Origin of the sequence: Pseudomonas sp. NPDC088444 (assembly GCF_044900175.1) — a bacterium.
Classification (GTDB): domain Bacteria; phylum Pseudomonadota; class Gammaproteobacteria; order Pseudomonadales; family Pseudomonadaceae; genus Aquipseudomonas.
Map to the genome: position 1 here is coordinate 130,365 of NZ_JBJDNK010000011.1, position 24,110 is coordinate 154,474.

The 24,110-nt window shown below is 61.2% G+C and carries 20 protein-coding genes and 1 pseudogene; 15 read left to right on the forward strand and 6 right to left on the reverse strand.

Going from position 1 to position 24,110, the window contains the following annotated elements:
- Positions 1-2: 2 nt before the first annotated feature.
- A complete protein-coding gene (locus tag ACI2KB_RS21720; RefSeq protein ID WP_404637793.1) occupies positions 3-1,316 on the forward strand; it encodes a diguanylate cyclase domain-containing protein in 1,314 nt (437 codons plus the stop codon).
- 285 nt (positions 1,317-1,601) lie between these two features.
- Here the strand turns inward: ACI2KB_RS21720 and ACI2KB_RS21725 are convergent, their stop codons facing one another.
- The 3 genes and pseudogenes from ACI2KB_RS21725 to ACI2KB_RS21735 form a co-directional block, all read right to left on the reverse strand.
- Positions 1,602-2,633: a methyl-accepting chemotaxis protein gene (locus tag ACI2KB_RS21725; RefSeq protein ID WP_404638064.1), complete on the reverse strand. Its 1,032-nt coding sequence runs from the start codon at positions 2,631-2,633 to the stop codon at positions 1,602-1,604.
- 252 nt (positions 2,634-2,885) lie between these two features.
- Positions 2,886-3,179 (reverse strand): annotated as a pseudogene (locus tag ACI2KB_RS21730) (PAS domain-containing protein); the annotation flags it as partial.
- Positions 3,180-3,529: 350 nt separating this feature from the next.
- A complete protein-coding gene (locus tag ACI2KB_RS21735) occupies positions 3,530-3,871 on the reverse strand; it encodes an FKBP-type peptidyl-prolyl cis-trans isomerase (protein WP_404637795.1) in 342 nt (113 codons plus the stop codon).
- Positions 3,872-3,985: 114 nt separating this feature from the next.
- On the opposite strand from ACI2KB_RS21735, the gene ACI2KB_RS21740 reads away from it, so the two are divergent.
- The 8 genes from ACI2KB_RS21740 (at position 3,986) to ACI2KB_RS21775 (ending at position 12,325) form a co-directional block, all read left to right on the forward strand.
- Positions 3,986-4,291 carry a DUF1883 domain-containing protein gene (locus ACI2KB_RS21740; protein WP_404637797.1) on the forward strand — a complete coding sequence of 102 codons (306 nt, stop codon included), beginning with the start codon at positions 3,986-3,988 and terminating at the stop codon, positions 4,289-4,291.
- A gap of 254 nt (positions 4,292-4,545) precedes the next feature.
- Positions 4,546-5,796, forward strand: a complete 1,251-nt coding sequence (locus tag ACI2KB_RS21745) for an NAD(P)/FAD-dependent oxidoreductase (RefSeq protein WP_404637799.1) — start codon at positions 4,546-4,548, stop codon at positions 5,794-5,796.
- Positions 5,793-6,707 carry an ABC transporter permease gene (locus ACI2KB_RS21750; protein ID WP_404637801.1) on the forward strand — a complete coding sequence of 305 codons (915 nt, stop codon included), beginning with the start codon at positions 5,793-5,795 and terminating at the stop codon, positions 6,705-6,707. Before ACI2KB_RS21745 ends, ACI2KB_RS21750 begins: the two co-directional genes overlap by 4 nt.
- Positions 6,704-7,513 (forward strand): ABC transporter permease, encoded by an 810-nt coding sequence (locus tag ACI2KB_RS21755; RefSeq protein WP_404637803.1) that lies wholly within the window; start codon positions 6,704-6,706, stop codon positions 7,511-7,513. Before ACI2KB_RS21750 ends, ACI2KB_RS21755 begins: the two co-directional genes overlap by 4 nt.
- A gap of 24 nt (positions 7,514-7,537) precedes the next feature.
- Entirely contained in the window at positions 7,538-8,611 is a 1,074-nt protein-coding gene (locus ACI2KB_RS21760) for an ABC transporter substrate-binding protein (protein ID WP_404637805.1), read from the forward strand.
- 118 nt (positions 8,612-8,729) lie between these two features.
- Complete coding sequence (locus ACI2KB_RS21765) at positions 8,730-9,833, forward strand: ABC transporter ATP-binding protein (RefSeq protein ID WP_404637807.1); 1,104 nt, start codon at positions 8,730-8,732, stop codon at positions 9,831-9,833.
- A 45-nt stretch (positions 9,834-9,878) separates the two neighbouring features.
- Entirely contained in the window at positions 9,879-11,402 is a 1,524-nt protein-coding gene (locus ACI2KB_RS21770) for an aldehyde dehydrogenase (protein WP_404637809.1), read from the forward strand.
- A 98-nt stretch (positions 11,403-11,500) separates the two neighbouring features.
- A complete protein-coding gene (locus tag ACI2KB_RS21775) occupies positions 11,501-12,325 on the forward strand; it encodes an IclR family transcriptional regulator (protein ID WP_404637811.1) in 825 nt (274 codons plus the stop codon).
- A gap of 23 nt (positions 12,326-12,348) precedes the next feature.
- Here ACI2KB_RS21775 and ACI2KB_RS21780 read toward each other — a convergent pair whose 3' ends face one another.
- A complete protein-coding gene (locus tag ACI2KB_RS21780; protein ID WP_404637813.1) occupies positions 12,349-13,779 on the reverse strand; it encodes a mechanosensitive ion channel domain-containing protein in 1,431 nt (476 codons plus the stop codon).
- Positions 13,780-13,983: 204 nt separating this feature from the next.
- Here ACI2KB_RS21780 and ACI2KB_RS21785 point away from each other — a divergent pair, with 204 nt between their 5' ends.
- Positions 13,984-14,988, forward strand: a complete 1,005-nt coding sequence (locus ACI2KB_RS21785; protein ID WP_404638066.1) for a UV damage endonuclease UvsE — start codon at positions 13,984-13,986, stop codon at positions 14,986-14,988.
- A gap of 58 nt (positions 14,989-15,046) precedes the next feature.
- Here the strand turns inward: ACI2KB_RS21785 and ACI2KB_RS21790 are convergent, their stop codons facing one another.
- Positions 15,047-16,396 (reverse strand): MFS transporter, encoded by a 1,350-nt coding sequence (locus ACI2KB_RS21790; protein WP_404637815.1) that lies wholly within the window; start codon positions 16,394-16,396, stop codon positions 15,047-15,049.
- A 304-nt stretch (positions 16,397-16,700) separates the two neighbouring features.
- Between ACI2KB_RS21790 and quiC the strand changes: the two genes are divergently transcribed.
- Both quiC and ACI2KB_RS21800 read left to right on the forward strand, forming a co-directional pair.
- On the forward strand, positions 16,701-18,608 hold the full coding sequence (gene quiC, locus ACI2KB_RS21795; protein ID WP_404637817.1) for a 3-dehydroshikimate dehydratase QuiC: 1,908 nt from the start codon (positions 16,701-16,703) through the stop codon (positions 18,606-18,608).
- A gap of 90 nt (positions 18,609-18,698) precedes the next feature.
- Positions 18,699-19,370, forward strand: a complete 672-nt coding sequence (locus ACI2KB_RS21800; RefSeq protein WP_404637819.1) for a TetR/AcrR family transcriptional regulator — start codon at positions 18,699-18,701, stop codon at positions 19,368-19,370.
- Between the two features lie 38 nt (positions 19,371-19,408).
- On the opposite strand, the gene ACI2KB_RS21805 is transcribed toward ACI2KB_RS21800, so the two are convergent.
- Complete coding sequence (locus ACI2KB_RS21805; RefSeq protein WP_404637821.1) at positions 19,409-20,266, reverse strand: shikimate dehydrogenase; 858 nt, start codon at positions 20,264-20,266, stop codon at positions 19,409-19,411.
- A gap of 243 nt (positions 20,267-20,509) precedes the next feature.
- Here ACI2KB_RS21805 and ACI2KB_RS21810 point away from each other — a divergent pair, with 243 nt between their 5' ends.
- From ACI2KB_RS21810 to ACI2KB_RS21820, 3 genes are all read left to right on the forward strand, one after another.
- Complete coding sequence (locus tag ACI2KB_RS21810) at positions 20,510-21,904, forward strand: MFS transporter (RefSeq protein ID WP_404637823.1); 1,395 nt, start codon at positions 20,510-20,512, stop codon at positions 21,902-21,904.
- Positions 21,905-22,104: 200 nt separating this feature from the next.
- Positions 22,105-22,872 (forward strand): 3-hydroxyacyl-CoA dehydrogenase, encoded by a 768-nt coding sequence (locus ACI2KB_RS21815; protein ID WP_404637825.1) that lies wholly within the window; start codon positions 22,105-22,107, stop codon positions 22,870-22,872.
- 29 nt (positions 22,873-22,901) lie between these two features.
- Positions 22,902-24,110, forward strand: coding sequence for an acetyl-CoA C-acyltransferase (locus ACI2KB_RS21820; protein ID WP_404637827.1), 1,209 nt, complete (start codon positions 22,902-22,904; stop codon positions 24,108-24,110).

The following is a 24,110-nucleotide window of genomic DNA, read 5'->3' on the forward strand; positions in this document are numbered from 1 at the left end:
GCGTGTTGCACGTGGAAGGCCAAGCGCTGGAAATTCTGGTGGTGGATGACCAGGCCGAAAATCTGGAAGAAATGCAGGAGTTGCTCGAAGACCTCGGTCGTACGGTGCGCTGCGTCGACTCCGGCGTCAAAGCCCTTGAACGGATGGCCACCGGGCAAATCGGCCTGGTGCTGATGGACGTGCAAATGCCCGGCATGGACGGCTTTGAAGTGGCGCGACGGATGCGTGCCGACCCGGAAACCCGCTTCACCCCGATCATTTTCATTTCCGGCATTCGCCAGACCGACACCGTGCTCAATCAGGGGTATTCCGCAGGAGCCGTGGATTTCCTCAGCAAACCGGTGCAGCCGAACATGTTGCTGCACAAGGCGCGCATTCTGCTGGAGCACGACCATTATCGAAGAGGGCTCAAGCACACCAGCGAGCAACTGGAGCGTGAGCGTTCGTTCAACGCGTCGATTCTGGACAACACCGCCGAAGGCATTCTGGTGGTCAGCGACGAGGGCATCATCCGTTTCGCCAATCCGGCGATCACCCGCATGCTGGGCTGCGCCGGTAGCGAGTTGCAGGGCACTGCGCTGCTGGAGTGGATCGAATCGCCCCACGAAGACACCTGGCAGCATTCGGTGTGGCACGATCATTTACAGCGCGGCGAAAGCCTTCGCCTGCATGACGCCAACTTGCGCACTCGGGAGGGGCGAAGCCTCCCGGTGGCGCTGTCCTGTTCGCCGCTCCCCCCTGACCAACGCGCGATGACGTTGCTGGCGCTGGACATGTCCGCCGTTCGCGAACTGCACCACCAACTGGAAGTGATGACGATCACCGATGCACTGACCGGGCTGCTCAACCGACGGGGTTTCATGCAAGCGTTGCAGGCCGCCATCGCCCGAACCCAACGGACCGACCGCATGAGTGTGCTGCTGTATCTGGACCTGGACGGTTTCAAGCAGATCAACGATCAGTTCGGCCATGAGCGCGGCGATGACGCGTTGCGCTGGGTGAGCACTCAACTGCAGGGATGCCTGCGGCCTTACGACCGATTGGCGAGAATCGGCGGCGATGAATTCACGGTCATCATCGAGGGGGTCAACGGACCGGACGATGCTGCGGCCGTCGCCGGGAAACTGATTGCGCAGGTGTCCGCCGATCAGGAGACCTTTCGACTCGGGGCCAGTGTTGGCATCGCCTGCCTGCTCAGAAACGGCAACACCGTCGAAGGCCTGATGCGTGCTGCCGATTCGGCGATGTATGAGGCCAAGCGTCGAGGCAAGGGACAGTACCGCTTTGCCTCGAACAAGATCGCAGCGGGGGAGTAGACAAGCGCTGAACCACGATGCGCTCAACACCTGGTTCGTGTCGCGCATGGCCTCGTTCAAGAAACCGAAAAAGTATTTTTACGTCGCCACGGTGGCGCGTCGCTGATTGCGTTGGTGATCTTGCGCAAGGAGGATTTCTTCGCTTGCTCCCAGGCGGGGCAGCCTTCGACCGCCAATGCGCACGTTCCGGCGAAGAGGCCGGAACTGCTTGCCGGGCCGTCGGTCAGTCCTCTGCCTCGGCAATCCTGAGTCTGATCGATGACGCGGGTCTGATGGCAGGCCCGCTCAACGATTGAAGCGTTCGGCGAGGCTGTGCAGATACTGCGCCATATGCTCCAGTTCCCGGCTGATACTGGAGCCTTGCTGGGCCTGGCCCGCGCTTTGATCGCACAATTGGGCGATGCGATTGATCTGTTGGTTGATGCTTTCGGCCACGTGGGTCTGTTGCTCGGAGGCCGAAGCCATTTGCTGACTCATGCCGGTGATGCGCGTCACCGCTTCGCTGATGCCGCTGAGGGCCTGTTGCACGGCTTCGACACTGGCCACGCTTTCCTGAGACATGGCCTGGCCACGCGTGGCGGTGGCCACGGCGCGATTTGCGCCTTCGCGCAGTTCGCCGATGATGCCCTGAATCTGTTCGGTGGAGGTTTGCGTGCGCGAAGCCAGTGAGCGCACTTCGTCGGCCACCACCGCGAATCCTCGACCTTGTTCACCGGCCCGCGCCGCTTCAATGGCCGCGTTGAGGGCCAACAGGTTGGTTTGCTGGGCAATGGCGTTGATCACGTCGACGACGCTGCCAATCGATTGTGTGGCCCCTGCCAGTTCGCCCACGGCCTCGCCGATTTCGCTCACCGAATTGGCCATGTGCCGAATCGCCAAGAGGCTGTCATCCGCCAATCCGCGGCCTTGCTGGGCGAGGGTGTCAGCCTCTTGAGCGGCGTGGGCGGTGCTTTGCACGTTGTGGGTGACTTCCTGAATCGTCGCTGCCATTTGGTTGATGGCGGTGGCCGACTGCTCAGTCTCACTGCGTTGCTGATCCAGCGCTTCGGCTTGCAGCAGCGACAGGCTGGCGGATTGCCCGGCGCGCTGTTTGACGCTTTCTCCTGCGTCCACCAGGCGCGTCAGGGCGGTTTGCAGACGAGCCTCCTCGCTGAGCAGCGCCAGATCGAGCCTGGCCTGAGGGCCGTGATTGTCGCTGTAGGTGAGGGCGATCAGCGGGTCGGTGAAGGCTTTCGGGTGATCGTCGAGAATGGTTTTCAGGGTCTGGTTCTGGCGCCACTCCAGTACCGCGCTCAGGGCAATGAGGGTCAGCAGCATGACGCCGAGGGTGGCATGCTCGGGCAGTACGTAATTGCACACGCCCAGCACTAGGGCGGCGAGCAGCAGCGGTAATTGGCGCATCAGGTGATAGCGCGCGGTGCTGAACGAGGACACCGCGGGTTTGCCCGCCCGCAATCGGGCGTACAGCGCCTCGGCGCGGCGCACCTGGTCTCGGGTGGGCAGGGAGCGGACCGATTCGAAGCCGGCGATCTTGCCGTTTTCGTAGATCGGTGTGACGTAGGCGCTGACCCAGTAGAAATCGCCGTTCTTGCTGCGATTCTTCACCACGCCCATCCAGGGTTTGCCTTGTTTGATGGTGTCCCACATATGGGCGAACACCGACGGTGGCATATCGGGGTGGCGCACGAGGTTGTGGGGCTGACCGATCAGTTCTTCACGGGTGAAGCCGCTCAAGGCAACGAAGGCGTCGTTGCAGTAGGTGATGTGGCTGCTGAGGTCGGTGGTGGAAATCAAGCGCTCGCTGGCTGCAAAGGTGCGTTCCTGTTGTGTCACCGGCATGTTCAAACGCATAGACGGTCTCATCTCTGAAAGTGCTGGATATACAGCCTGTAACTAGGTGTAGCACAACATTTTTAGGGAATGGAGGGTGCAATGCCGCAGAACGATGAATCTGTGGTGGGCGGCAACAAAATCCGGCAGATCGCCTGTTTTACACCGACGATTGCCGTTGATCTTGATCGTGATCTTCTTACGCGATGGCGCAGACACAGCCGAACGCGACTTGAGTGCAGGCTGAACGCAAGTTGCGGTCGGCGGTGTCTGAGCTATTTCTGTATGAAGAGCAAGAGCAAGAGCAAACGGCAAGAGCGCACGCAGGACAAAATGACGCGCTCCACCAGGGTACCTCGCACAGAACGCTCGACCGAGTCGGATCAGTCGTCCCGCGTCAGCACTTCCAGCAACTCGATCTCGAAAATCAAATTCGAATGGGGTTTGATGTGCGCGCCCATGCTGCGCTCGCCGTAGGCCAGGTGCGACGGAACCAGCAGCTTGCGCTTGCCGCCGACTTTCATGCCCATCAGCCCCAGATCCCAGCCCTTGATCACGCGGCCTGTGCCGATCACGCACTGGAAGGGCTTGCCGCGCTCCCAGGAGGAATCGAACACCGTACCGTCTTCCAGCGTACCGGTGTATTGCGTGGTGATCAGCGCGCCTTTGACCGCCGCCTTGCCGGTGCCTTCTTCAAGGTCAATGATCTGGAGTTCTTCATTCATGGTGTGTTGTCCGTGCGAAAGGGCGCGATGCTAATGGTGCGGGGTGGGCGCTGGCAATCCTTGCCGTAGCTGTCGTGGTATCCTCGCGCTTTGTCGGTTACCCCGTGGAGTCCCGTGAAATTCATTCATCAGCGTGAGCACCTCAATGAAGGTGACATTGTCGTCATCGAGTCATCGGGTGTTTGCAATATTCGCCTCATGAGCGATGCCAACTTTCGCAGCTTCAAGAACGGTGGGCGCCACACCTACCACGGTGGGGCGTTCGACCGTTTTCCGGCGAAGATCGTGGTGCCAAGCACCGGCTTCTGGAACATCACCCTCGACACCGTGACCCGGCGGGCAATCAGTGTGACCCGCAAACCCGCGATCAAGCATTCGATCAAGATCATTCGCCGGTCTGGCGCCGGTTTGCCTCGCTGATCGAACGATCGGTCTTGATGCCGCTTCGCCTCTGATCCCTGCGCAGGCTTGTCCCAAGCCTGCCGTCCTATCGAACATCGATACCCTTCGCTCACGTTAACGACCTCAAAACACCGGAAACGACACCCGTCGTTTCCTGGTCTTGCGCATCCCTTTCTATCGAATATAAATAGAAACATATCGAACATCGATACGGGTGAATCTTGAAAACTGCGTCCGATCCGTTCAATTGTCTCTGGCATGCCCACTGTCCAATGCCCTCGTTCGCTGCCACCCTGCCGTCCCGTGCGCGCTGTGTGGTGATTGGGGCGGGGTACACCGGTTTGTCCACCGCGCTCGCCTTGTCGGCCACCGAGCAGGACGTGCTGGTGCTCGACGGGATGAACATTGGCGACGGAGCCTCGGGGCGTAACGGGGGACAGGTCATTCCAGGCCTCAAGCTCAATCCTGACGAGCTGGAGCAGCGTTTCGGCCAAAAGCGGGGCGCGGCATTGGTGGAGTTGGTTGGCGGCGCGGCAGATTATGTCTTCGAGTTGATCCGCCGCCTGGGCATCGAATGCGACGCCCGGCAGGATGGCTGGCTACAGGCGGCCCACCACGAAACGGCGCTGGATGGCCTGATCAATCGCGCGGTTCAATGGCAGGGCCGGGGTGCCGATGTGCAGATTCTGGACAAGGGCCAGACTCGCCAGTTGTTGGGCGCGTCGATCTACCAGGGCGCGCTGCTGGATCGCCGCGCCGGGCAAGTGCAACCCTATCAGTACGTTCACGGCTTGGCCGCAGCGGCGCGGGAACGGGGCGTGCGGATCTTCGAACACAGTGCGGCACTGCAATTGCGTCGCACGGAGGGCGGCTGGACGGTGGTGACGGCCAGCGGTGAGGTCCGGGCCGAGCAGGTGGTCATTGCTACCAATGCTTATTCTTCGCCCCTGTTGCCCGCGTTGCCCCACACCTATGTCACGCTGTGGAGTCTGCAAGCCGCGACGGCGCCGTTGCCTGCCGAAATGCTGGCGCAAGTGTTGCCGGGCGGCCTGCCGGTGTCGGACACCTTTCGCGTGCTGCGCTATTTCCGTCGTACTCACGATGGTCGCTTTGTGCTCGGGACGCGAGGTGCCTTCCGCGATGCATTGAACCTCGCCGATGTCGCTCGGGTCAGGGCCGAGATGCTCGACATCTACCCAATGCTGGAAAACGTCCCGATCACTCACTGTTGGTGCGGTCGAGTCGCGGTGCCCGCAGCGAGTATCCCGATGTTGAGCCAGCCTGAACCGGGGTTGACGGTCGCGTTGGGCTATTACGGGCGTGGTGTGGCGATGGCGACCCGCATGGGCGCACTGGTGGCCGATCTGGTTCGCGGCTTGCCCGCTGAAGAGAGTGTCTACCCGGTGACGCCGTTCAAAGCCATGCCCGCTGCGCCTTTGCACCGCAACGTAGCGCGGGTGGCCGCCAACGTCATGCGCTTTCAGGATTTGTTCGAGCGCCGGGTCAGGGGAGCCAGACGATGAGCCGCCTACACGCCGAGGTCAGTGCACCCATGACCGCATCCGCCACACCTGCGCCACGACGCTCGCGCGCGCGACTGTTCGATGCCTTGCTCAATCTGCCGGGTGGGTTGATCACCTGCACCTTGATTCTGTTCGCGCTGGGGCTGCTGCTGTACATGAGCGTGCGGGTCAATGACGGGCAGATCCTCGGGTCGGCGTTCAGTCTGGACAATCTGTGGTCGGCGCTGACCGATCCGCTGACACGCCTGGTGCTGTTGCGCTCGATTGTGCTCTCGGCGATTGTCACGACCGCCACCGTGGTGCTGGCTTTCCCCGTGGCGTATTTCCTCGCGTTTCGTGCCGGTCGCTGGCGTCATCTGTTGTTGTTTCTGGTGACGCTGCCGTTCTGGACCAGTTACCTGTTGCGGGTGTTCGCCTGGAAAATCGTCCTGGCCTACAACGGCGTGCTCAATTCGGCGCTGATGCAGTTGGGGCTGATCGACACGCCGCTGAACGGCCTGCTCAACACCCCGTCCACGGTGGTGGTGACCCTGGCCCACGCCTATGCGGCGTTCGCGGTGTTGCCGTTGTACATCTGCCTGCAAGGCCTGCCAAAAAACCTCTTCGAAGCGGCGTCCGATCTCGGGGCCAAACCGTGGCAGGGCTTTTTCCGCGTGGTGTTGCCCCTGTCGGTGCCCGGCATTCTGTCGGCGGCGCTGGTGGTGTTTGTGCCGACGGTGGGCGACTACGTGACCCCGGCGCTGGTCGGCGGCCCCAACAGCTCGATGATAGGCACCCTGATTCAGGCGCAATTCGGCAAAGCCAACGACTGGCCCGCAGGGGCGGCGCTGGCGGTGATCAGCATGATCGCCATTGCCGTGGTCGTGGTGGCGGCGCGCTGGATCATCACCCGTTGGAGCACCCGCACATGACTCGCTACCTGACGCGCAACTGGCTGGCGGCGTACGTTGCGGCCTATCTCGTGTTTCTGTATTTGCCGACGCTGCTGATTCCGGTGTTTTCGTTCAACGATTCCATCGCTCCGGCGTTCCCGCTCAAAGGCTTCACGGTGCAGTGGTACCAGAGCCTGTTGGATGATCCGCGCCTGCGCAATGCCGCGCTCAACAGTCTGATCGTGGCGAGCACGGCGGCGGCCATCGCCACGGCTGCCGGGTGTCTGATTGCCTATGCGGACCTGCGCCGCAGCTCGCCACTGGCCCGCAGCATCTCGTTACTGGCGCGGCTGCCGATCCTGCTGCCCGGCGTGGTGTTGGGCATTGCGTTGCTGGTGGGCGTGAACTTGATCGGGCCGGGGCCGTCGTTGGGGGCGATCGTGGTCGGGCACGTGTGTTTTTGCCTGCCGACGACGGTGGTGGTGATGCGCAGCCGGTTCGCGGCCTTTCCTCGCAGCCTTGAGGACGCGGCCATGGACCTGGGCGCGGACGAGTGGATCACTTTTCGTCGCGTGGCCCTGCCATTGGCGTTACCGGGGCTGGTGTCGGCGTTCATGCTGGCGTTTATCACCTCGTTCGACGAGTTCATCGTCGCGTTCTTCCTGGTCGGCACCGAGCCTACGTTGCCGATCTATATCTGGAGCCAACTGCGCTTTCCCAAGCAACTGCCGAGCGTGATGGCGCTCGGTACGGTGATCCTTGTGGTCTCCGTAATCATCGCGGCGCTGGCCGAACACCTTCGTCGCCGCGACACCCGTTCCTCTGCCAACTCCATAACGAAATAGCTCGGAGGTCTCATGAAAATCCGCATGACAGATTCACGCGCCTGGGTAATGGGGCTGGGGGCTTTTGCCCTTGGTGTCACGTTGTTGCAACAAGGGGCGCAGGCGGCCGATAGCGGCAAGCTGACCTATTTCACCTGGTCGGGTTACGAACTGCCGCAGTTTCACAGCGACTTCGAAAAAGCCCACGCCGGACAGGTGGACATCTCGGTGTTCGGTGATGACGACGACGCGCTGTCCAAGGCCCGGGCGGGCTTTCACCCGGACCTTGCGCACCCGTGCTACGACAAGCTGGACCGTTGGAAACAGGCCGGGTTGATTCAGCCGCTGGACCCGAAACGGTTGAAGAACTGGGGCCAGATTTTCCCGGTCTTGCAGAAACTGCCGGGCATTGTCGATGCCGATGGCAAGGTCTGGATGGTGCCGTGGGACTGGGGCAATACCTCGATCCTGTACCGCACTGACCTGGTGAAAGACCCGCAACCGACCTGGAAAATGTTCTTCGACCCGGCGTCACCTTATGCCGGGAAGATGGCCACCATCGACGCGGTGCACGACACACCGCTGGTGGCGGCTTTGCTCGCGGGTGTCGATCCGTTCAAGAAGATGGACGACGCGCAGTTGGAGAAAGTCGGCGCGATGCTGCGTCAGCAGCGGCCTTTGATGTCCTCGTACACCACCGACATGACCTCCGTGGAGCAAAGCCTGGCCAGTGGCGAGCTGGTCGCGGCCATGGCCTGGAACGCTTCGGCCACGGCGCTGAAGAAACAGAACGTGCCGGTGGCGTTCATGAAGCCCAAGGAAGGCATGCTGACCTGGGTGTGCGGCATGGTCATGCTCAAGGACGCCAAGCATGTGGACCTGGCGTATGACTTCATCAACGCCCGCATGAACCCGGATTCCGGTGCCAGCCTGATCAACGAATACGGCTACGGCAGCGCCAGTGAAGCGGCCTTCAAAAAAGTCCCGGCGGCCAAGCTCGAAGAGCTGTCCCTGCCCAACGACCCGGAAACCATGCTGCGCGATACCGTCCTGACCAAGCCGATTCCGAGCAATGACGAACTGGCCAAATTGTTCGAGCGGGTGAAGGCGGGCGGTTAGGTCCAGCTCTGTTGCACATGGCTTGCCTGCGGTGGCGTCGGTGAGATCGCTGCCATCGCTAAGCAGGACTGGGAACGACTGGAAAGCACGTTGCACCTATTTCAGCGAGGATTCGCCCATGACAGACACCCATGTGGTCAGCCTCCGGGGCGTCAGCAAGCGTTACACCGAGAGCATTCTGAGCGTCGATAACATCGACCTGGACATTGCCAGCGGCGAGTTCATCAGCCTGCTCGGGCCGTCCGGGTGTGGCAAAACCACGACGCTGCGGCTGATCGCCGGATTTGAAGGCCCGACCTCCGGGCAGATTGTCATCGATGGCCGGGACCTGACTTCCGCGCCGCCATACGGGCGCCCGGTCAATACCGTGTTTCAGGATTACGCGCTGTTTCCACACCTCAACGTCACTGACAACGTGGGCTTCGGCCTCAGTCTGGCCGGTGTCGGAAGAGGCGAGGCGCGTACGCGGATTCGTGAAATGCTCGAACTGGTCGGTCTGGCAGACAAGGCCAAGGCGCGAGTTCAGGATTTGTCCGGCGGTCAGCAGCAACGAATCGCCATGGCCCGAGCGTTGGTCTGTCGGCCCAGAGTGTTATTGCTCGACGAACCGTTGTCCGCACTCGACGCTCACCTGCGGCAACACATGCAGGTCGAACTCAAGCGTTTGCAATCGCAACTGGGCACCACTTTCGTCATGGTCACCCACGATCAAACCGAGGCGCTGTCGATCTCGGACCGCATTGCCGTGATGCGCCATGGCCGAATCGAGCAGATCGCAGGCCCCGCTGAACTCTACGACCAGCCCGCCACCACCTTCGTGGCGGGCTTCATCGGCGCGAGCAATCTGCTGCCCGGTGAGGTCACGGGCGCCGATGAGCATCTGTTTCGAGTCAAGGTCGGTGCGATGCAGATGATGGCCCGCAGCGACCAGCCACTGCGCACGGGCGATCAGGTGACCGTGTCGCTGCGTCCTGAAGACCTGCGAGTCGAATCCCGTGCCGCCAGCAGCGATCCGGCCATGACCCAGGCCACTGTGGTGCAGACGCTGTTTCATGGCCGTTCATTACGCATTCAGGTGCGAGTGCCGGGCGTGGACGCGCTGACACTGGATTTGCCTCGCGATGGCCAGGGTCAGGCGAACGACGTGCTGCGCCCCGGCGATGGCATTTGCCTCAGCGTCGCGCCGGGAGCGGCCAGGGCCTTCGCGGCAGCTCCCCACTGAGACACCCAACAACGTTTCCATTTTTCGCTCGTGCAGGATGTGTTCATGACCACGATCTACCAGACCCTGGCGCAACGCAGCGCCGCCGATTGGCAGCAACGCTTGAGCGGCTTCGATTACCGCCTCAGCAATTTCATCGAGGGTGAGTGTTGTGCGGCTCTGAGCGGTGAGACGTTCGAGGTGGTCAATCCGGCCACCGGCAAGGTCCACGGCACGGCACCGCGCAGTCAGGCCGCTGATGTCGATGTTGCGGTGACGTCCGCGCGCCGGGCGTTCAAGTCCGGAAGCTGGTCACGGCTGGCGCCCCGGGACCGCATGGCGGTGTTGTATCGTTTTGCCCAGCTCATAGAAGAACAGGCCGAAGCCTTCGCCATGCTCGATGTGCTGGACATGGGCAAGCCGATCACCGACATGCTGGAGGTCGACGTGCCGTATTCGGCGCTGTCCTTCCAGTTTTTTGCCGAGACCATCGACAAGCTTGAAGGTGCGGTGACCAGCACCACGCCGGAGGCGTTGCACTACATCCTGCGTCAACCGCTCGGTGTGGTCGGCTTGATCGTGCCGTGGAATTACCCGCTGCTGATGGCGGCGTGGAAGCTGGCCCCGGCATTGTCGATGGGCAATTCGGTGGTGCTCAAACCCGCCGAACAATCGCCCTCCAGCGCGGTATTGCTGGCCGATCTGTTCATTCAGGCGGGCGGGCCACCCGGTGTGTTCAACGTGATTCAGGGCTTCGGCCGGGAAGCGGGCGAGGCCCTGGCACTGCACATGAACGTGGACAAGATCGGTTTCACCGGTTCGGTGGACGTGGGCAAGAAGATGTTCGTGTACGCCGGTCAGTCGAACATGAAGCGGGTGACCACCGAATGCGGCGGTAAAAGCCCGCAAATCATCCTGGCCGACGTCGCCGATCTGGACCGGGCGGTGAGCTACGCGGTCAACGGCATCTACGCCAATCAGGGCGAAGTGTGCAACGCAGGCTCCCGTTTGCTGGTGCAAGACAGCCTGTACGACGATTTCATCGAGCGCTTCACCGCGGTGGCGCAGGCGCGTTTTCTGCCGGGCGATCCGTTCGACCCGGCCACACGCATGGGGTCGATGGTTTCGTTCCAGCAACAAAAGCGGGTGCTCGGCTACATCGACAAGGCCAACGCCGAGGGCGGACGTCTGGTGTTCGGCGGCGGCGTGCCGAAAGGCCTGGAGCACGGCGCGTTCGTCAGCCCGACCTTGTACGCCGACGTCGCGCCCGAGATGACTCTGGCACGGGAAGAGGTGTTCGGGCCGGTGGCGGCGGCGATTCGGGTCAAAGGCCTGGAACACGCGCTGGAGATTGCCAACGACTCGATCTACGGCCTCGCGGCGTCGGTCTGGACCCAGAACATCGATCAGGCCCTGACCTTCGCTCGTGATGTGGAGGCGGGGATCGTCTGGGTCAACTGCTTCGACCACGGCGACATGACTCAGCCCTGGGGCGGTTTCAAGCAGTCAGGCAATGGCCGCGACCGTTGCCTTGAAGCGCTGACCCAGTATTCCCAGACCAAATCGGTGTGGGTGCATCTGGGCGGTTGACGCCCCGCAATGGTCGGGTACAGTCGCGCTGCCGTGCGGATGTACCTGTTCGCGAATAACACTCTGCTTTTATTTGAGCGCTCATGAGCCAAGACTCCATGCCTGACGACAAACTGCCTGCCGAGAAAGTCGCGCCTGAAGACTCACCGCTGTTCGCCAGTACCCTGGCGCGAGGACTGGACGTGATCATGGCGTTTCGTGCGGGCAATCCCAGCATGAACCTGCCGGAAATCGCGGCGGCCACCGGGATCACCAAAAGCGCGGCACAACGCTTTGCCTTTACCCTCGAAGCCTTGGGTTATTTACGCAAAGACCCGCAAAGCAAGCGCTATCAACTGACACCCCGAGCGCTGTCACTGGGCTTTGGCTATTTGCAGACCGACAGCCTGATCGACCGCGCGTCGCCGTACCTGCACCAGCTCAACCGCGAATGCCACGAAAGCTGCAACCTGTCCGAGCCGGACGGCCATGAAATGGTGTTCGTCGCCCGTTTCCCCAGCCACAACCAGGTAATGATCCCGATGCCGCTGGGCCTGAGCTTGCCGATGTACTGCACGGCGTCGGGTCGGGCGTACCTGTCACGCATGGCGCCTCAGTCCTGTGCCGAGCTGCTCAGGGCCATGCCACGTCCGGCGCAGACCCACGCCACCATCACTGATCTGGAGACGCTGCTGGACAAGATCGCCCAGGCGCGGGAGGAGGGCTTCAGCAGCATCGAGGGCGAATATTTCCTGGGTGACATCAGCCTCGCGGCCCCCATTGTCGACGCAGGTGGCACGCCACTGGGGGCGATCAACATTTCGGTCCCGGCCAGCCGCTGGAGCCACGAGGATGCGCGCAAGGCCTTTGGCCCGGCGCTGATTCACACGGCCCATGCGATTTCCAGTGCGGGCGGAAGCCAGCGGGCGGGCGGGTTTCGGTAGAACGATCAGGCCGGTGCGCAGGATCAGCGTTTCTGTAGCCAGCCCAGGAAGTTGTTCTTCTTGATCGCCACCGGTTTGCGCAACAGCACGTGCTGGCTGTTCTGTTGGCGGATGGCTTGCAGCTTGTTCAAGGCGGTGGTGATTTCCACTCGTTGTTCCATGGCCTTGCGCGTGGCGGCCTTGTCGATCCGATAGACCACGCATGAAGTGAGCGCGATAAAGCGCGCTTCGGATGGCGTGTCGGTCAGCACACTCTGTTCGCCCATGACCTCGCCTGGCCCCATACGCCCGGCTTCGACCATGCTGTTGCCATCCGGGATATTGGCCGAGACCACGCCGGTGGCGATGACCAGCAGCCCGTCGGTGATCGCACCCAGTTCGATGATGGTCTGGCCGGTGGCGTATTCCCGGGAGACCATCGCCTGTGCGAGTTGGTCTTTTTCCTCGGCGCTGCTGGTGCGGAACACCTTCACCTCGTCCAGCAGCGCGCGGGGGCGTGAGACTTCTTCGGCGGTGGTTTCCGACTGCCACGCGATACCCGCTGCCTCCAGATGACGGTAGGCCAGATCGAACAGCAGGTTGCGCACGTCACTCTTGGTCCCCAGATCGCTGATGAAACCGGTCATCGAGTATTCGATGGTGGTCGGGCTGGTGTCTTTGACGACGGCGCGGGGCTTGGGCGTTTGCAGCAGCGCGCTGCATCCCTGCAAAGCGCGTTCAAGTGCGTCCAGCACCCGACGGGGGCGAATGTGCGGCGACATCATGATGTTGATCGACACGCCATGAATATGGACCGGTCGACTCAAATTGACGATTTTGGCTTTCGCTGCCACCGAGTTGGGGATCACTACCATGCTGCCGACCCCGGTCAACAGATGCGTGGCGCGCCAGTCGATGTCCATCACTTTGCCTTCCATGCCATCGATGGAAATCGAGTCGTCGACCTGATAAGGCTTGGTGGTGTTGAGAATGATCCCGGAGAACACGTCGCTCAGCGTACTTTGCAAGGCCAGACCGACGATGATCGCCATGGCGCCCGAGGTCGCCAGCAAGCCTTTGACCGGCAGTTGCAGCACGTAACCGGCGGCCGCGACGATGGCGATCAGAAAGATCACCGCACCGATGACCTCTTGCAGCAAGCGCCCGCTGTGACCGACCCGTCCGGTCAGCAGCAGGCCGAGCAATACTGTCAGGGTGCGCGCCGCGTACATCCACCAGACGATGGCCAGCGCCGTTGCGGCGAATTGCATGGCGCTGTTGTCTGGCCAGGCCGGGGCCTCCAGCGGGCTGACACCGGCATTGATGATCACCAGACTGTAGGCGACGAACCCGAAGAGGCGGATGGCGATCCGGGCCATGCGGTTGCGATCGGCCAGCAGGTGCCAGGCGATCACGTCAGCGAGCAGCAGCAACAGGCTCCAGGCGAGGGCGTAATGAGGGACAGCTGGCGGCATAGGCAGAGTTCCACTGAAAAAAAGGCGGGTCGCTGTGGCACGGGGATGTTAGGGAGCGGCGGGGTTGGCTGTCTATAACGAATGCGGCATGGTGCTCGTTCGTTCTGCCGCGAACTCTCAGGCAGCGGGCGCAGTCTTCTCTTCAATCCCGTTCACTGAATTCAGGAACCTGTTTTGAATACACCCCGTCTTGGTTTTGCCTGCATGTACCGTCACCCGGAGCGCGCGCTGTCGCTCAAGGAATTGAAGGTTCTGGAAGGCGATTACAACCCGCGCACCACCACCTTGCGCTGGATGGACAGCGTCAGTGCGCAAGAGGCGCAGGACAAGCTGCTGGATATTGTCGAGCACAACCTCGCCGCACAGATCCGCTTGTTGGGGTATGTCGCGCAATTGCCGGTGGCGCGCCGCATGCTTCGCCTGAGCAGTGACTTGTTGCCGTTCTACAGCCACCCCAAGGTCGCCGCGTTCTATCAATCGCCTTCTGTCATGGGCCGTCTTGAGACGCTGTTTGGCGCCATTGGCGATACCGCACGGCAAGCTGACATTCGTCTGTCCTTTCATCCCGGCCAGTTCTGCGTGTTGGGTTCAGATCGGCCAGAAGTGGTCGAAAACAGCCTCGCCGAGTTCGAATACCACGCCGACATGATCCGCATGATGGGGTACGGCCGACGTTTTCAGGATTTCAAATGCAACGTACACATCGCCGGCCGCCTTGGGGCCGAAGGCGTGCGCACGGTGTGGCCGCGCCTGTCGGACGTAGCGCGGCACTGCATCACCTTCGAAAACGACGAGAAGACCTACGGCGTCGACGACTGCCTGAAACTGGCCGATCTGGCGCCCGTGGTGCTGGACATTCACCACTGCTGGATTCATGAAGAGCAGTACATCGCGCCGGATGATCCTCGCGTTGGACGCATCATCGACAGTTGGCGTGGTGTGCGGCCTGCGATGCATTACTCTCAGCCGCCCGAAAGCCTGCAAGGTCTGGGGTTTATGCCAGCGCAAAAGCTGGAGATGGAGGCGCTGCTGAAGGTGGTCAACAAGCGAGATTTGTACCTGCACAGCGACCGGATGTGGAACGACTGGACCAATCGCTATGCGCTGCAGTTCGTGGACCGCTTCGACATCATGTTCGAAGCCAAGGATAAGAACTTGGCGGTCGAGGATTTCTATCGCCAGTACGTGGTTTCAGCGCAGGTGAGTTGAAGATGGAAAGGGCCGCGCGATGGCTCGGGCGGCCCTTTCGATGGCGCAATAGCGTGGCTTAGTCGCCGATGGCTTCGACTTTGCGCGGGGCCATGAAGTACAGCCAGGTCAGGGCAATGAAGTACATTGCCGGAATCAGGGTAAACAGCACGTTGTAGTTGTTGTTGGTCGCGGTCAGGATCGCACCGACGATCTGGGTCATGAACATTCCGCCAATCGCCGCGCACATCCCGCCGAAACCGAACACCGTGCTCATCATGTGTTTGGGCGTGTAGTCCATCACCAGGCTCCAGATGTTCGCAGTCCAGGCCTGGTGCGCACCCACCGCCAGGGCGATCGCCGCAACCGCTACCCACAGTCCACTGGCGTTCGCGGCGAACACCACGCAAATGATCGTCAAGGCGAAGATCAGCATCGACAGCAGCCGGGAGGTGGTCGGGCGCATGCCCCGGCCAATCAGCCATGAAGAGAGAATGCCGCCACCGATGCTGCCAAAGTCTGCTGTCAGCCAGATCAGAATCAGCGGAATGCCCATTTGCGTGACGCTGATGCCCAGGTTGTATTGCTGATTCAAAAACGGTGGCAGCCAGTACAAGTAGAACCAGAACACCGGCGCAGTCATGGCATAGGCGAGGGCGAAGGCCCAGGTGCCGCGCATTTTCAGGATTTTCGAGAAAGGCACTTTCTCGGCGACGGGCTCGGGTTCGCTGGCCTGGTTGATGTAATCCAGCTCGCTTTGGCGAACGGTCGGATGATCTTCAGGGTTGAAGTATTTCAAACGCCAGGTGATGACCCAGATCAGGCCCAACGAACCCATGCAAATGAACGCCGCCTGCCAGCCCCAGACGGTCAGAATCAGCGGCAACAGCGCCGGGGTGACCATCGCGCCAACGTTGGTGCCCGCGTTGAAAATGCCCGTGGCCACGGCGCGTTCGCCCGCCGGGAACCACAACCGGGTGGTCTTGACACAGGCCGGGTAGTTGGCCGCTTCGGTCAGGCCGAGGATGAACCGGCAGACCATGAAACCGACCGCTGAAGTCGCCAGGCCGTGGGCGCCGGTCGCGAAGCTCCACAGCAGCACGGCCAGGAAGAACGCACGTTTGACACCAACCCGGTCGATGAACCGGCCTTGCAGCACGAAGCCGACCGCGTAACCCACTTGAAACCAGAAATTGATGTTGGCGTAGTCCATCGCCGTCCAGCTCATCTGTTTGGCGAGGATCGGCTGCATGACGCCCAGTGCAGCGCGGTCGATGTAATTGAGGGTGGTGGCGAAAAACACCAGTGCCAGCATGCCCCAGCGTGTCTTGCCGATGGCGAGGGCGCCACGGATCTTTTCGCCAATCCCGGCGTGGGGGTGCACGGGCGTGGCAGCGGTGGGCGCAGGCGAAGCAGGGTATGAGCGCATGAGCATTAACCTGTCTTGGAATTGTTATGGTTTTGTCTGTGACGCATGTACCGATGCAAGGCGGCATCGGGTTAAAGCTGAAGGTGAGGGTCTACCTTGTCCGACAATGTGGAGCTGATGGTGGAGCGCGTCGGCAGGAGCGTCAATTGACTCAATACGCTTTTGGGCGATTATCGAACACAAAACTAACCAGTCCGTACATTTAAATTGCGATCGCAGAATACCGGGAGAATAATCGCTTTCACACCTGAACATCAGCCCAAGAACTGCTCGTCAGGTGCCTCTACCCAGGAGTCAGATGATCATGCAGCGCTCGATTGCCACCGTTTCCTTGAGCGGAACCCTGCCGGAAAAGCTCGAAGCCATTGCCGCCGCCGGTTTTGACGGCGTGGAAATTTTCGAAAATGACCTTCTTTATTACGACGGCAGCCCCCGCAACGTGCGGCAGATGTGCGCCGATCTGGGCATCGCCATCACCTTGTTTCAGCCGTTTCGGGACTTCGAGGGCTGCCGCCGTGACCGCCTGCAACGCAACGTCGACCGCGCCGAGCGCAAGTTCGATCTGATGCAGGAGCTGGACACAGATCTGGTGCTGGTGTGCAGCAACACCGCCAGCGATTCGCTGGGCGACGAGAACATTCTGCTCGATGACCTGGCGCTGCTGGCCGAGCGGGCCGGTGCGCGCAAACTGCGGGTCGGTTACGAAGCGCTGGCTTGGGGACGTCATGTGAACACCTGGCAGCAGGTCTGGAATTTGGTGCGCCAGGTCGATCATCCGGCGCTGGGTGTTTTGCTGGACAGCTTCCACACGCTGTCGCTCAAGGGCGATCCCGGCGCGATTGCCGACATTCCCGGCGACAAAATCTTCTTTGTGCAAATGGCCGACGCGCCGATTCTGGCCATGGACGTGCTGGAGTGGAGCCGCCATTTCCGCTGCTTCCCCGGTCAGGGCGAATTCGATCTGCCAGGTTTTCTGGCGCCGATTCTGCGCAGTGGCTACACCGGCCCGCTGTCGCTGGAAATCTTCAACGACGGCTTCCGCGCCGCGCCGCCACGGGCCAACGCCGCCGATGGTTTGCGTTCGTTGCTGTATCTGGAGGAGAAAACCCGGGACCTGCTGGCTAAAGAGGCGCAACCCGTCGCCCGGGAATTGTTGTTCAGTCCGCCGCCAGCGAGCACTTACGATGGCGTCGAGTTTCTCGAATTTGCCGTGGACGATGCCCAAGGCGCGCGCCTCGGCGGCTGGTTGCAAGGCCTGGGGTTTGAAAAGCTCGGCCAACACCGTTCCAAGGCCGTGAGCCTGTTGGGGCAGGGCGACATCAAGATTGTGCTCAACGCTGAACCTTATTCGTTTGCCCACAGTTTTTTCGAATCCCATGGCCCGTCGTTGTGTGCCACGGCCTTGCGCGTCAACAGCGGCAGCGCCGCCCTGGAGCATGCGCGGCAATACAAAGGTCAACCGTATCGCGGGCTGGTCGGGCCGAACGAGCGGGAAATCCCGGCGGTACGCGCTCCGGACGGCAGTCTGATCTATTTGGTGGAACCCGGCGTGCCGGGCCAGTCGATCTACGACAGCGATTTCAACATCACTGTTCAGACGCCGGTCAACGCCGGTCTCCAACGCATCGACCACATGGCCATGGCGTTGCCCGCCGACAGCCTCGACAGCTGGGTGCTGTTCTACAAAAGCCTGCTGGACTTCGAAGCCGACGACGAGGTGGTGCTGCCGGACCCGTACGGCCTGGTGAAAAGCCGTGCCCTGCGCAGCCGCTGCAGCACCGTTCGTCTGCCATTGAACATCTCGGAAAACCGCAACACGGCCATTTCCCACGCGCTGTCCAGCTATCGCGGCTCGGGCGTGCACCACATTGCCTTCTCCTGCGGCGACATTTTCGTGCAGGTCGCTCGGGCGAAAGAGGCCGGCGTGCGGCTGCTCGACATCCCCCTCAACTACTACGACGACCTGGCCGCGCGCTTCGACTTCGACGACGAATTCCTCAGCGAACTGGCCTATTACAACGTCCTGTATGACCGCGACGCCAACGGCGGCGAGCTGTTTCACGTCTACACCGAAGCGTTCGACGATCGGTTTTTCTTTGAAATCCTGCAACGCAAAAATGGCTATGTCGGGTACGGCGCAGCCAACGTGGCGGTGCGTCTAGCGGCGATGGCCAAGTCTCGCAGCGGGGCGTCGCGTCAGGCGCGGTTGTGAACCCGTTGATGGCATGCTGGCATATGCCGCTTCCGTAACGGAGCGGTGCGGCTCATAATCGCGCGATTCCACCGTGGTCGTGAGCCAAGTATGAAAACTGTCGACGACACCCTGCTCGATGCGCCCGTAGAGGCGCCACGCAAGGGCCGCAAGAACAATCCGGAGAAAACCCGCGACGGCATCCTTCAGGCAGCCGTCGCCGAGTTCGTCGCCCAGGGCCTGTCAGGCGCCCGGGTCGACGCCATCGCCGAACGTACGCAAACCTCCAAACGGATGATCTATTACTACTTCAACAGCAAGGAACAGCTGTATACCGAAGTGTTGGAGAAGCTTTACGGCGACATTCGCCACACCGAGAGCAGCCTGAAACTCGACGTGCTGGAACCGATGGAGGCCATTCGGCGTCTGGTCGAATTCACCTTCGATCACCATGACCGCAACGTTGATTTCGTGCGCATCGTCTGCATCGAAAACATCCATAACGGCGACAACGTCAAGCAGTCACCGACCATTCGCGCCTTGAGCCAGCACGTGTTGCTGGCGCTGGACGAAACCCTGCGCCGCGGGGAGAAAGAAGGGGTGTTTCGGTCGGGCGTGCAGGCGGTTGATCTGCACATGCTGATCAGCTCGTTCTGCTTCTATCGTGTGTCCAACCGCCACACGTTCTCGGAAATCTTCCAGATCGAGCTGGAAGACCCCGAGGTCAAGGCGCGGCAGAAGGCGATGGTGTGCGATTCGGTGACGCGGTATTTGATGCCGTAAGCGCCTTTTCCTACAGGTGGAGTGTTCGACAGCGTCTCTTAAAGCGAACTGAAAAAATCCTGCATCCGCTGCGCATCCGCCTGCCGCCCGGTAAACAATTCGAATGCCTTGACCGCCTGAAACACCGCCATGGTGCTGCCGTCCAGCGTGCGGCAGCCCAGGCGGCGGGCGTGGGCCAGCAGTTCGGTTTCCAACGGGAAGTAGATGATTTCGGCGACCCAATGTTCGGCCCGCAGCAATTGTGGCGGCAGCGGCGTACCGGGCAATTTGCTCATGCCCACCGGCGTGGTGTTCACCACACCATCGGCCACCGCCATCGCGCCGGGCAGATCCAGGCCGAACCGCGCACGTCCAGCACCGAAATGCGCGTTGAGGTTGTCCACCAGACTCTGCGCCCGAGCAGGGTCAACTTCAAAAATACTCAGTTGCTCGACACCCTCGCTCAGCAGCGCGTGAGCCACCGCCGCCCCGGCACCCCCGGCACCCAGTTGCACCACGCGCCCGCGCGCGACATCACCCAATCCACGGCGGAAGCCTTCGGCAAAGCCCAGGCAATCGGTGTTGTGCCCGATGCGTTTCCCATCCTTGAACACCACGGTATTGACCGCACCGATGCTGCGCGCCTCGTCGGACAGCCCATCGAGCAACGGAATGACCGCCTGCTTGCACGGAAACGTAATGTTCAGTCCGGTGAAGCCGCAGCTTTGGGCGCCATCGAGCAATTGGGGCAGGGCCGTGGTGTCGAGTTTCTGGGCGTCCAGATCGATGATCCGGTACAAGTAGCGCATGCCTTGGGCATCGCCTTCGTATTCATGAAGCGAAGGGGTTCGGGAAGCCTGAATGCCAGCACCGATGAGGCCGACAAGGATGGAGGGTTGAGGGATGGATGACGTCATGATGATGGGCTCTTGTTATGCGGCAGTCCTGTGTCGGCTGCCTTGTATGAGCAAAATGTACCAGATGGTTAATTAAGTAAAAGTATCGAACCACAGATCGCCTTCACAATGTGTTCGGTAATCGCCCTGTTCCTTTGTAATGACTATTGAGGTCATTCCGGTCTGCTCGACATGACGTGAAACCTATACTCTAGAGCCTGGTCACTGTTGGGGCGGCCTGTACCTCGAACAAGGAACCCGTTGATGTCGCAACGCCAATCGACGCTGATCGCTTTGCTGGTCGCCGTCACCTTCTTCATGGAAAACCTCGATGCCACGGTGATCGCCACTGCCCTGCCGGAAATGGCCAAAACCTTTGGTGTGGCGGCTGTCGATCTGAACATAGGCATGAGCGCTTATATGCTAGCCATTGCGGCGTTCATCCCCATCAGTGGCTGGCTGGCGGACCGTCTGGGTTCGCGGCTGGTGTTTGGTGGTGCGATCGTGTTGTTCACGGTGTCATCGTTATTGTGCGGGATCAGCACCGGCCTTGATGCGTTTGTCGCGGCGCGTGTTCTCCAAGGCATCAGCGGCGCGATGATGGTGCCGGTGGGAAGGCTGGCCGTGATGCGAGCCACAGAAAAGAAGGACCTGGTACGGGCCATTTCGTTGATCACCTGGCCGGGACTGGTCGCACCGGTCCTCGGGCCGCCATTGGGTGGGTTCATCGTCACTCACGCGTCGTGGCCGTGGATTTTCTACCTCAATTTGCCCCTGGGTGTGCTGGCGTTAATCGCGACCTGGGTATTGATTCCGCGCCGCAATGACGTCACTCAGCGGGCGTTTGACTTCATCGGTTTCGTGTTGGTGGGCGTGGCCTGCATGGCGATTCTGTACGGCATGGAAATGTTGGGGCAGGGGCACGCCAGTCAGTGGCCGGGGTTGCTCGTCACGGGCGTAGGCTTGATCAGCGGTGCGTTGGCCTGGGCGCACATGCGCAAACGCAACGATCCGTTGATGAATGTCGCGGTGATTGGCATCCGCACCTTCAGTGTCAGCTTGCTGGGCGGCTCGCTGTTTCGTATTGCCATCAGCACTTTGCCATTTCTGTTGCCATTGATGTTTCAACTGGGGTTCGGATTGTCGGCATTTGACGCGGGCTTGCTGGTGCTGGGCGTGTTCGCGGGCAATCTGGCGATGAAGCCCTTCACCAGCGCGGTCATGGAACGCTGGGGGTTTCGTGCCGTATTGATGGGCAATGGCCTGATTGGCGTCCTGGCGATTGCGGCCTGTGCGTTGCTCAACGAGCGGATGGGTTGGCCGTTGATCCTGCTGATCCTGTTTGTCGGCGGCCTGTCGCGCTCGATGCAGTTCACGGCCTTCAACACGTTGGGCTTCGCGGATGTGCCAAAGCCGCAGATGAGTGATGCGTCGACGATGTTCAGCATGTTCTTTCAACTGAGCATGGGGCTGGGTGTGGCCATCGCGGCTCTGCTGTTGCGGGGGTCGATGTTTTTGCACGGCAATCAGGGGCAGGCGCAGACGGCGGATTTTCAGTTGACCTTTGTCTGGGTGGCGCTGATTGCCTTGTTGGCGTTACTGGATAACCGGCGACTGTCGGCGCAATCGGGGGAGGCGGTGTTGCAACGTAAGGCCTAATGGCCGAGTCACAGACTCCCTGCAACAGTACGATTTGTCGACAGCAGCGATTTTGTGGGCCCCATCGTCGAGGCCGCGCCGTTACAAGGGGCAATGGCTAAAACAGCCACCCCTGATGCACGCTTTGACTATTGCCCATCCCGGCCACAGGGCGGAGTATTTCCTCACTCAAACAAGAACAGTGTAAGGAACACACAGTCATGCAGATCGAAGGCAAGGTATTTCTGGTCAGTGGTGGCGCCTCCGGGCTGGGAGCGGCGACCGCGCAGATGCTGATTGAGGCGGGGGCCAGAGTGTTGCTCGTCGACGTCAACGCCCAAGCGCTCCACGCGCAGGTTCAGACGCTGGGCGCCAATGCCCGCGCCAGTGTCACCGACATCACGAATGAAGACGCGGCCAAAGCGGCGGTCGACAGCGCGCTGGCCGCTTTCGGACAGATCAACGGCCTGGTCAACTGCGCAGGCATTGTCGGCGCCGAAAAGATCGTGGGCAAGGAAGGGCCCCACGGGCTGGACAGTTTCAGTCGGGTCATCAACGTCAACCTGATCGGCAGTTTCAACCTGTTGCGCCTGACCGCCGCCGCCATCGCAGAAGGTGCTGTCGATGAAGGTGGCGAGCGCGGTGTGATCATCAATACGGCCTCCGTGGCGGCGTTCGACGGTCAGATTGGCCAGGCGGCCTATGCAGCGTCCAAAGGCGCGATTGCCAGCCTGACCCTGCCTGCGGCTCGCGAATTGGCGCGGTTCGGCATCCGGGTCATGACCATTGCCCCGGGCATCTTCGAAACCCCGATGATGGCGGGCATGACCCCGCAAGTGCGCGAAAGTCTGTCCGCTGGAGTGCCGTTTCCACCTCGACTGGGCAAACCGGACGAATACGCCGCGCTAGTGCGCCATATCATCGAAAACAGCATGCTCAACGGTGAGGTGATCCGCCTCGACGGTGCGTTGCGCATGGCTGCCCGCTAATCGAGTCTGTCAAACGAGGAGGTTCCATCATGTCGTTGAACCCACGTCAGCCTTTGAATGAAGACCCGGTGGTGATCGTCAGCGCCGTGCGCACACCCATGGGCGGCTTTCAGGGCGACCTGAAAAGCCTGACCGCGCCAGAGCTGGGGGCCTTCGCCATTCGCGCCGCCGTGGAGCGAGCAGGCCTGGCGTCCCGTGACGTCGAGCAGGTGCTGTTCGGCTGCGTTTTGTCTGCCGGGCTGGGCCAGGCGCCTGCGCGCCAGGCCGCACTGGGCGCAGGCTTGAGCAACGCCACGCAATGTACAACGCTCAACAAAATGTGTGGCTCGGGCATGCAGGCGGCGATCATGGCCCACGACCTGTTGTTGGCAGGCAGCGCCGAGGTGGTGGTCGCGGGGGGCATGGAAAGTATGTCCAACGCCCCGTATTTGCTGGGGAAGGCCCGTAGCGGCTATCGTATGGGCCATGGTCAGATCATTGACCACATGTTCTTCGACGGGCTGGAAGATGCTTACGAACGGGGCCGCCTGATGGGCATGTTTGCCGAAGAGTGTGCGTCGTTCGAAAGCTTCAGCCGCGAGGCGCAGGATGCGTTCGCCGTAGCGTCATTGACTCGTGCGCAGGATGCGATGAAAGCAGGCCGCTTCGACGCCGAGATCGTTCCGCTACAGGTCACGGTGGGCAAGGAGCAGAAAACCGTCAGCCAGGACGAACAACCGCCCAGGGCGACGCTGGACAAGATCCCTCAACTCAAACCTGCCTTCCGTCAAGGCGGGACTGTGACGGCGGCCAACGCCAGTTCGATCTCCGACGGCGCTGCGGCCTTGACCCTGATGCGCCAATCCGAAGCCGAGAAACGAGGCCTCAAACCGCTGGCGGCGATTCGGGGGCACGCAGGCTATGCCAATCAGCCAGGACTCTTTCCGACAGCGCCGATCGGGGCGATTGAAAAGCTCATGGCCAAGACCGGTTGGTCGGTGGACGACGTGGACCTGTTCGAGATCAATGAGGCGTTCGCGGTGGTGGCGCTGGTGACCATGAGCAAACTCGGACTGCCCCATGAAAAAGTCAACGTCAATGGCGGTGCGTGTGCGCTCGGTCATCCCATTGGTGCGTCGGGGGCACGGATTCTGGTCACGCTACTGTCTGCGCTCAAACAGCGTGGATCGAAGCGTGGTGTGGCTGCCATTTGCATTGGCGGCGGTGAGGCGACGGCCATGGCCGTTGAGGTTATGTAG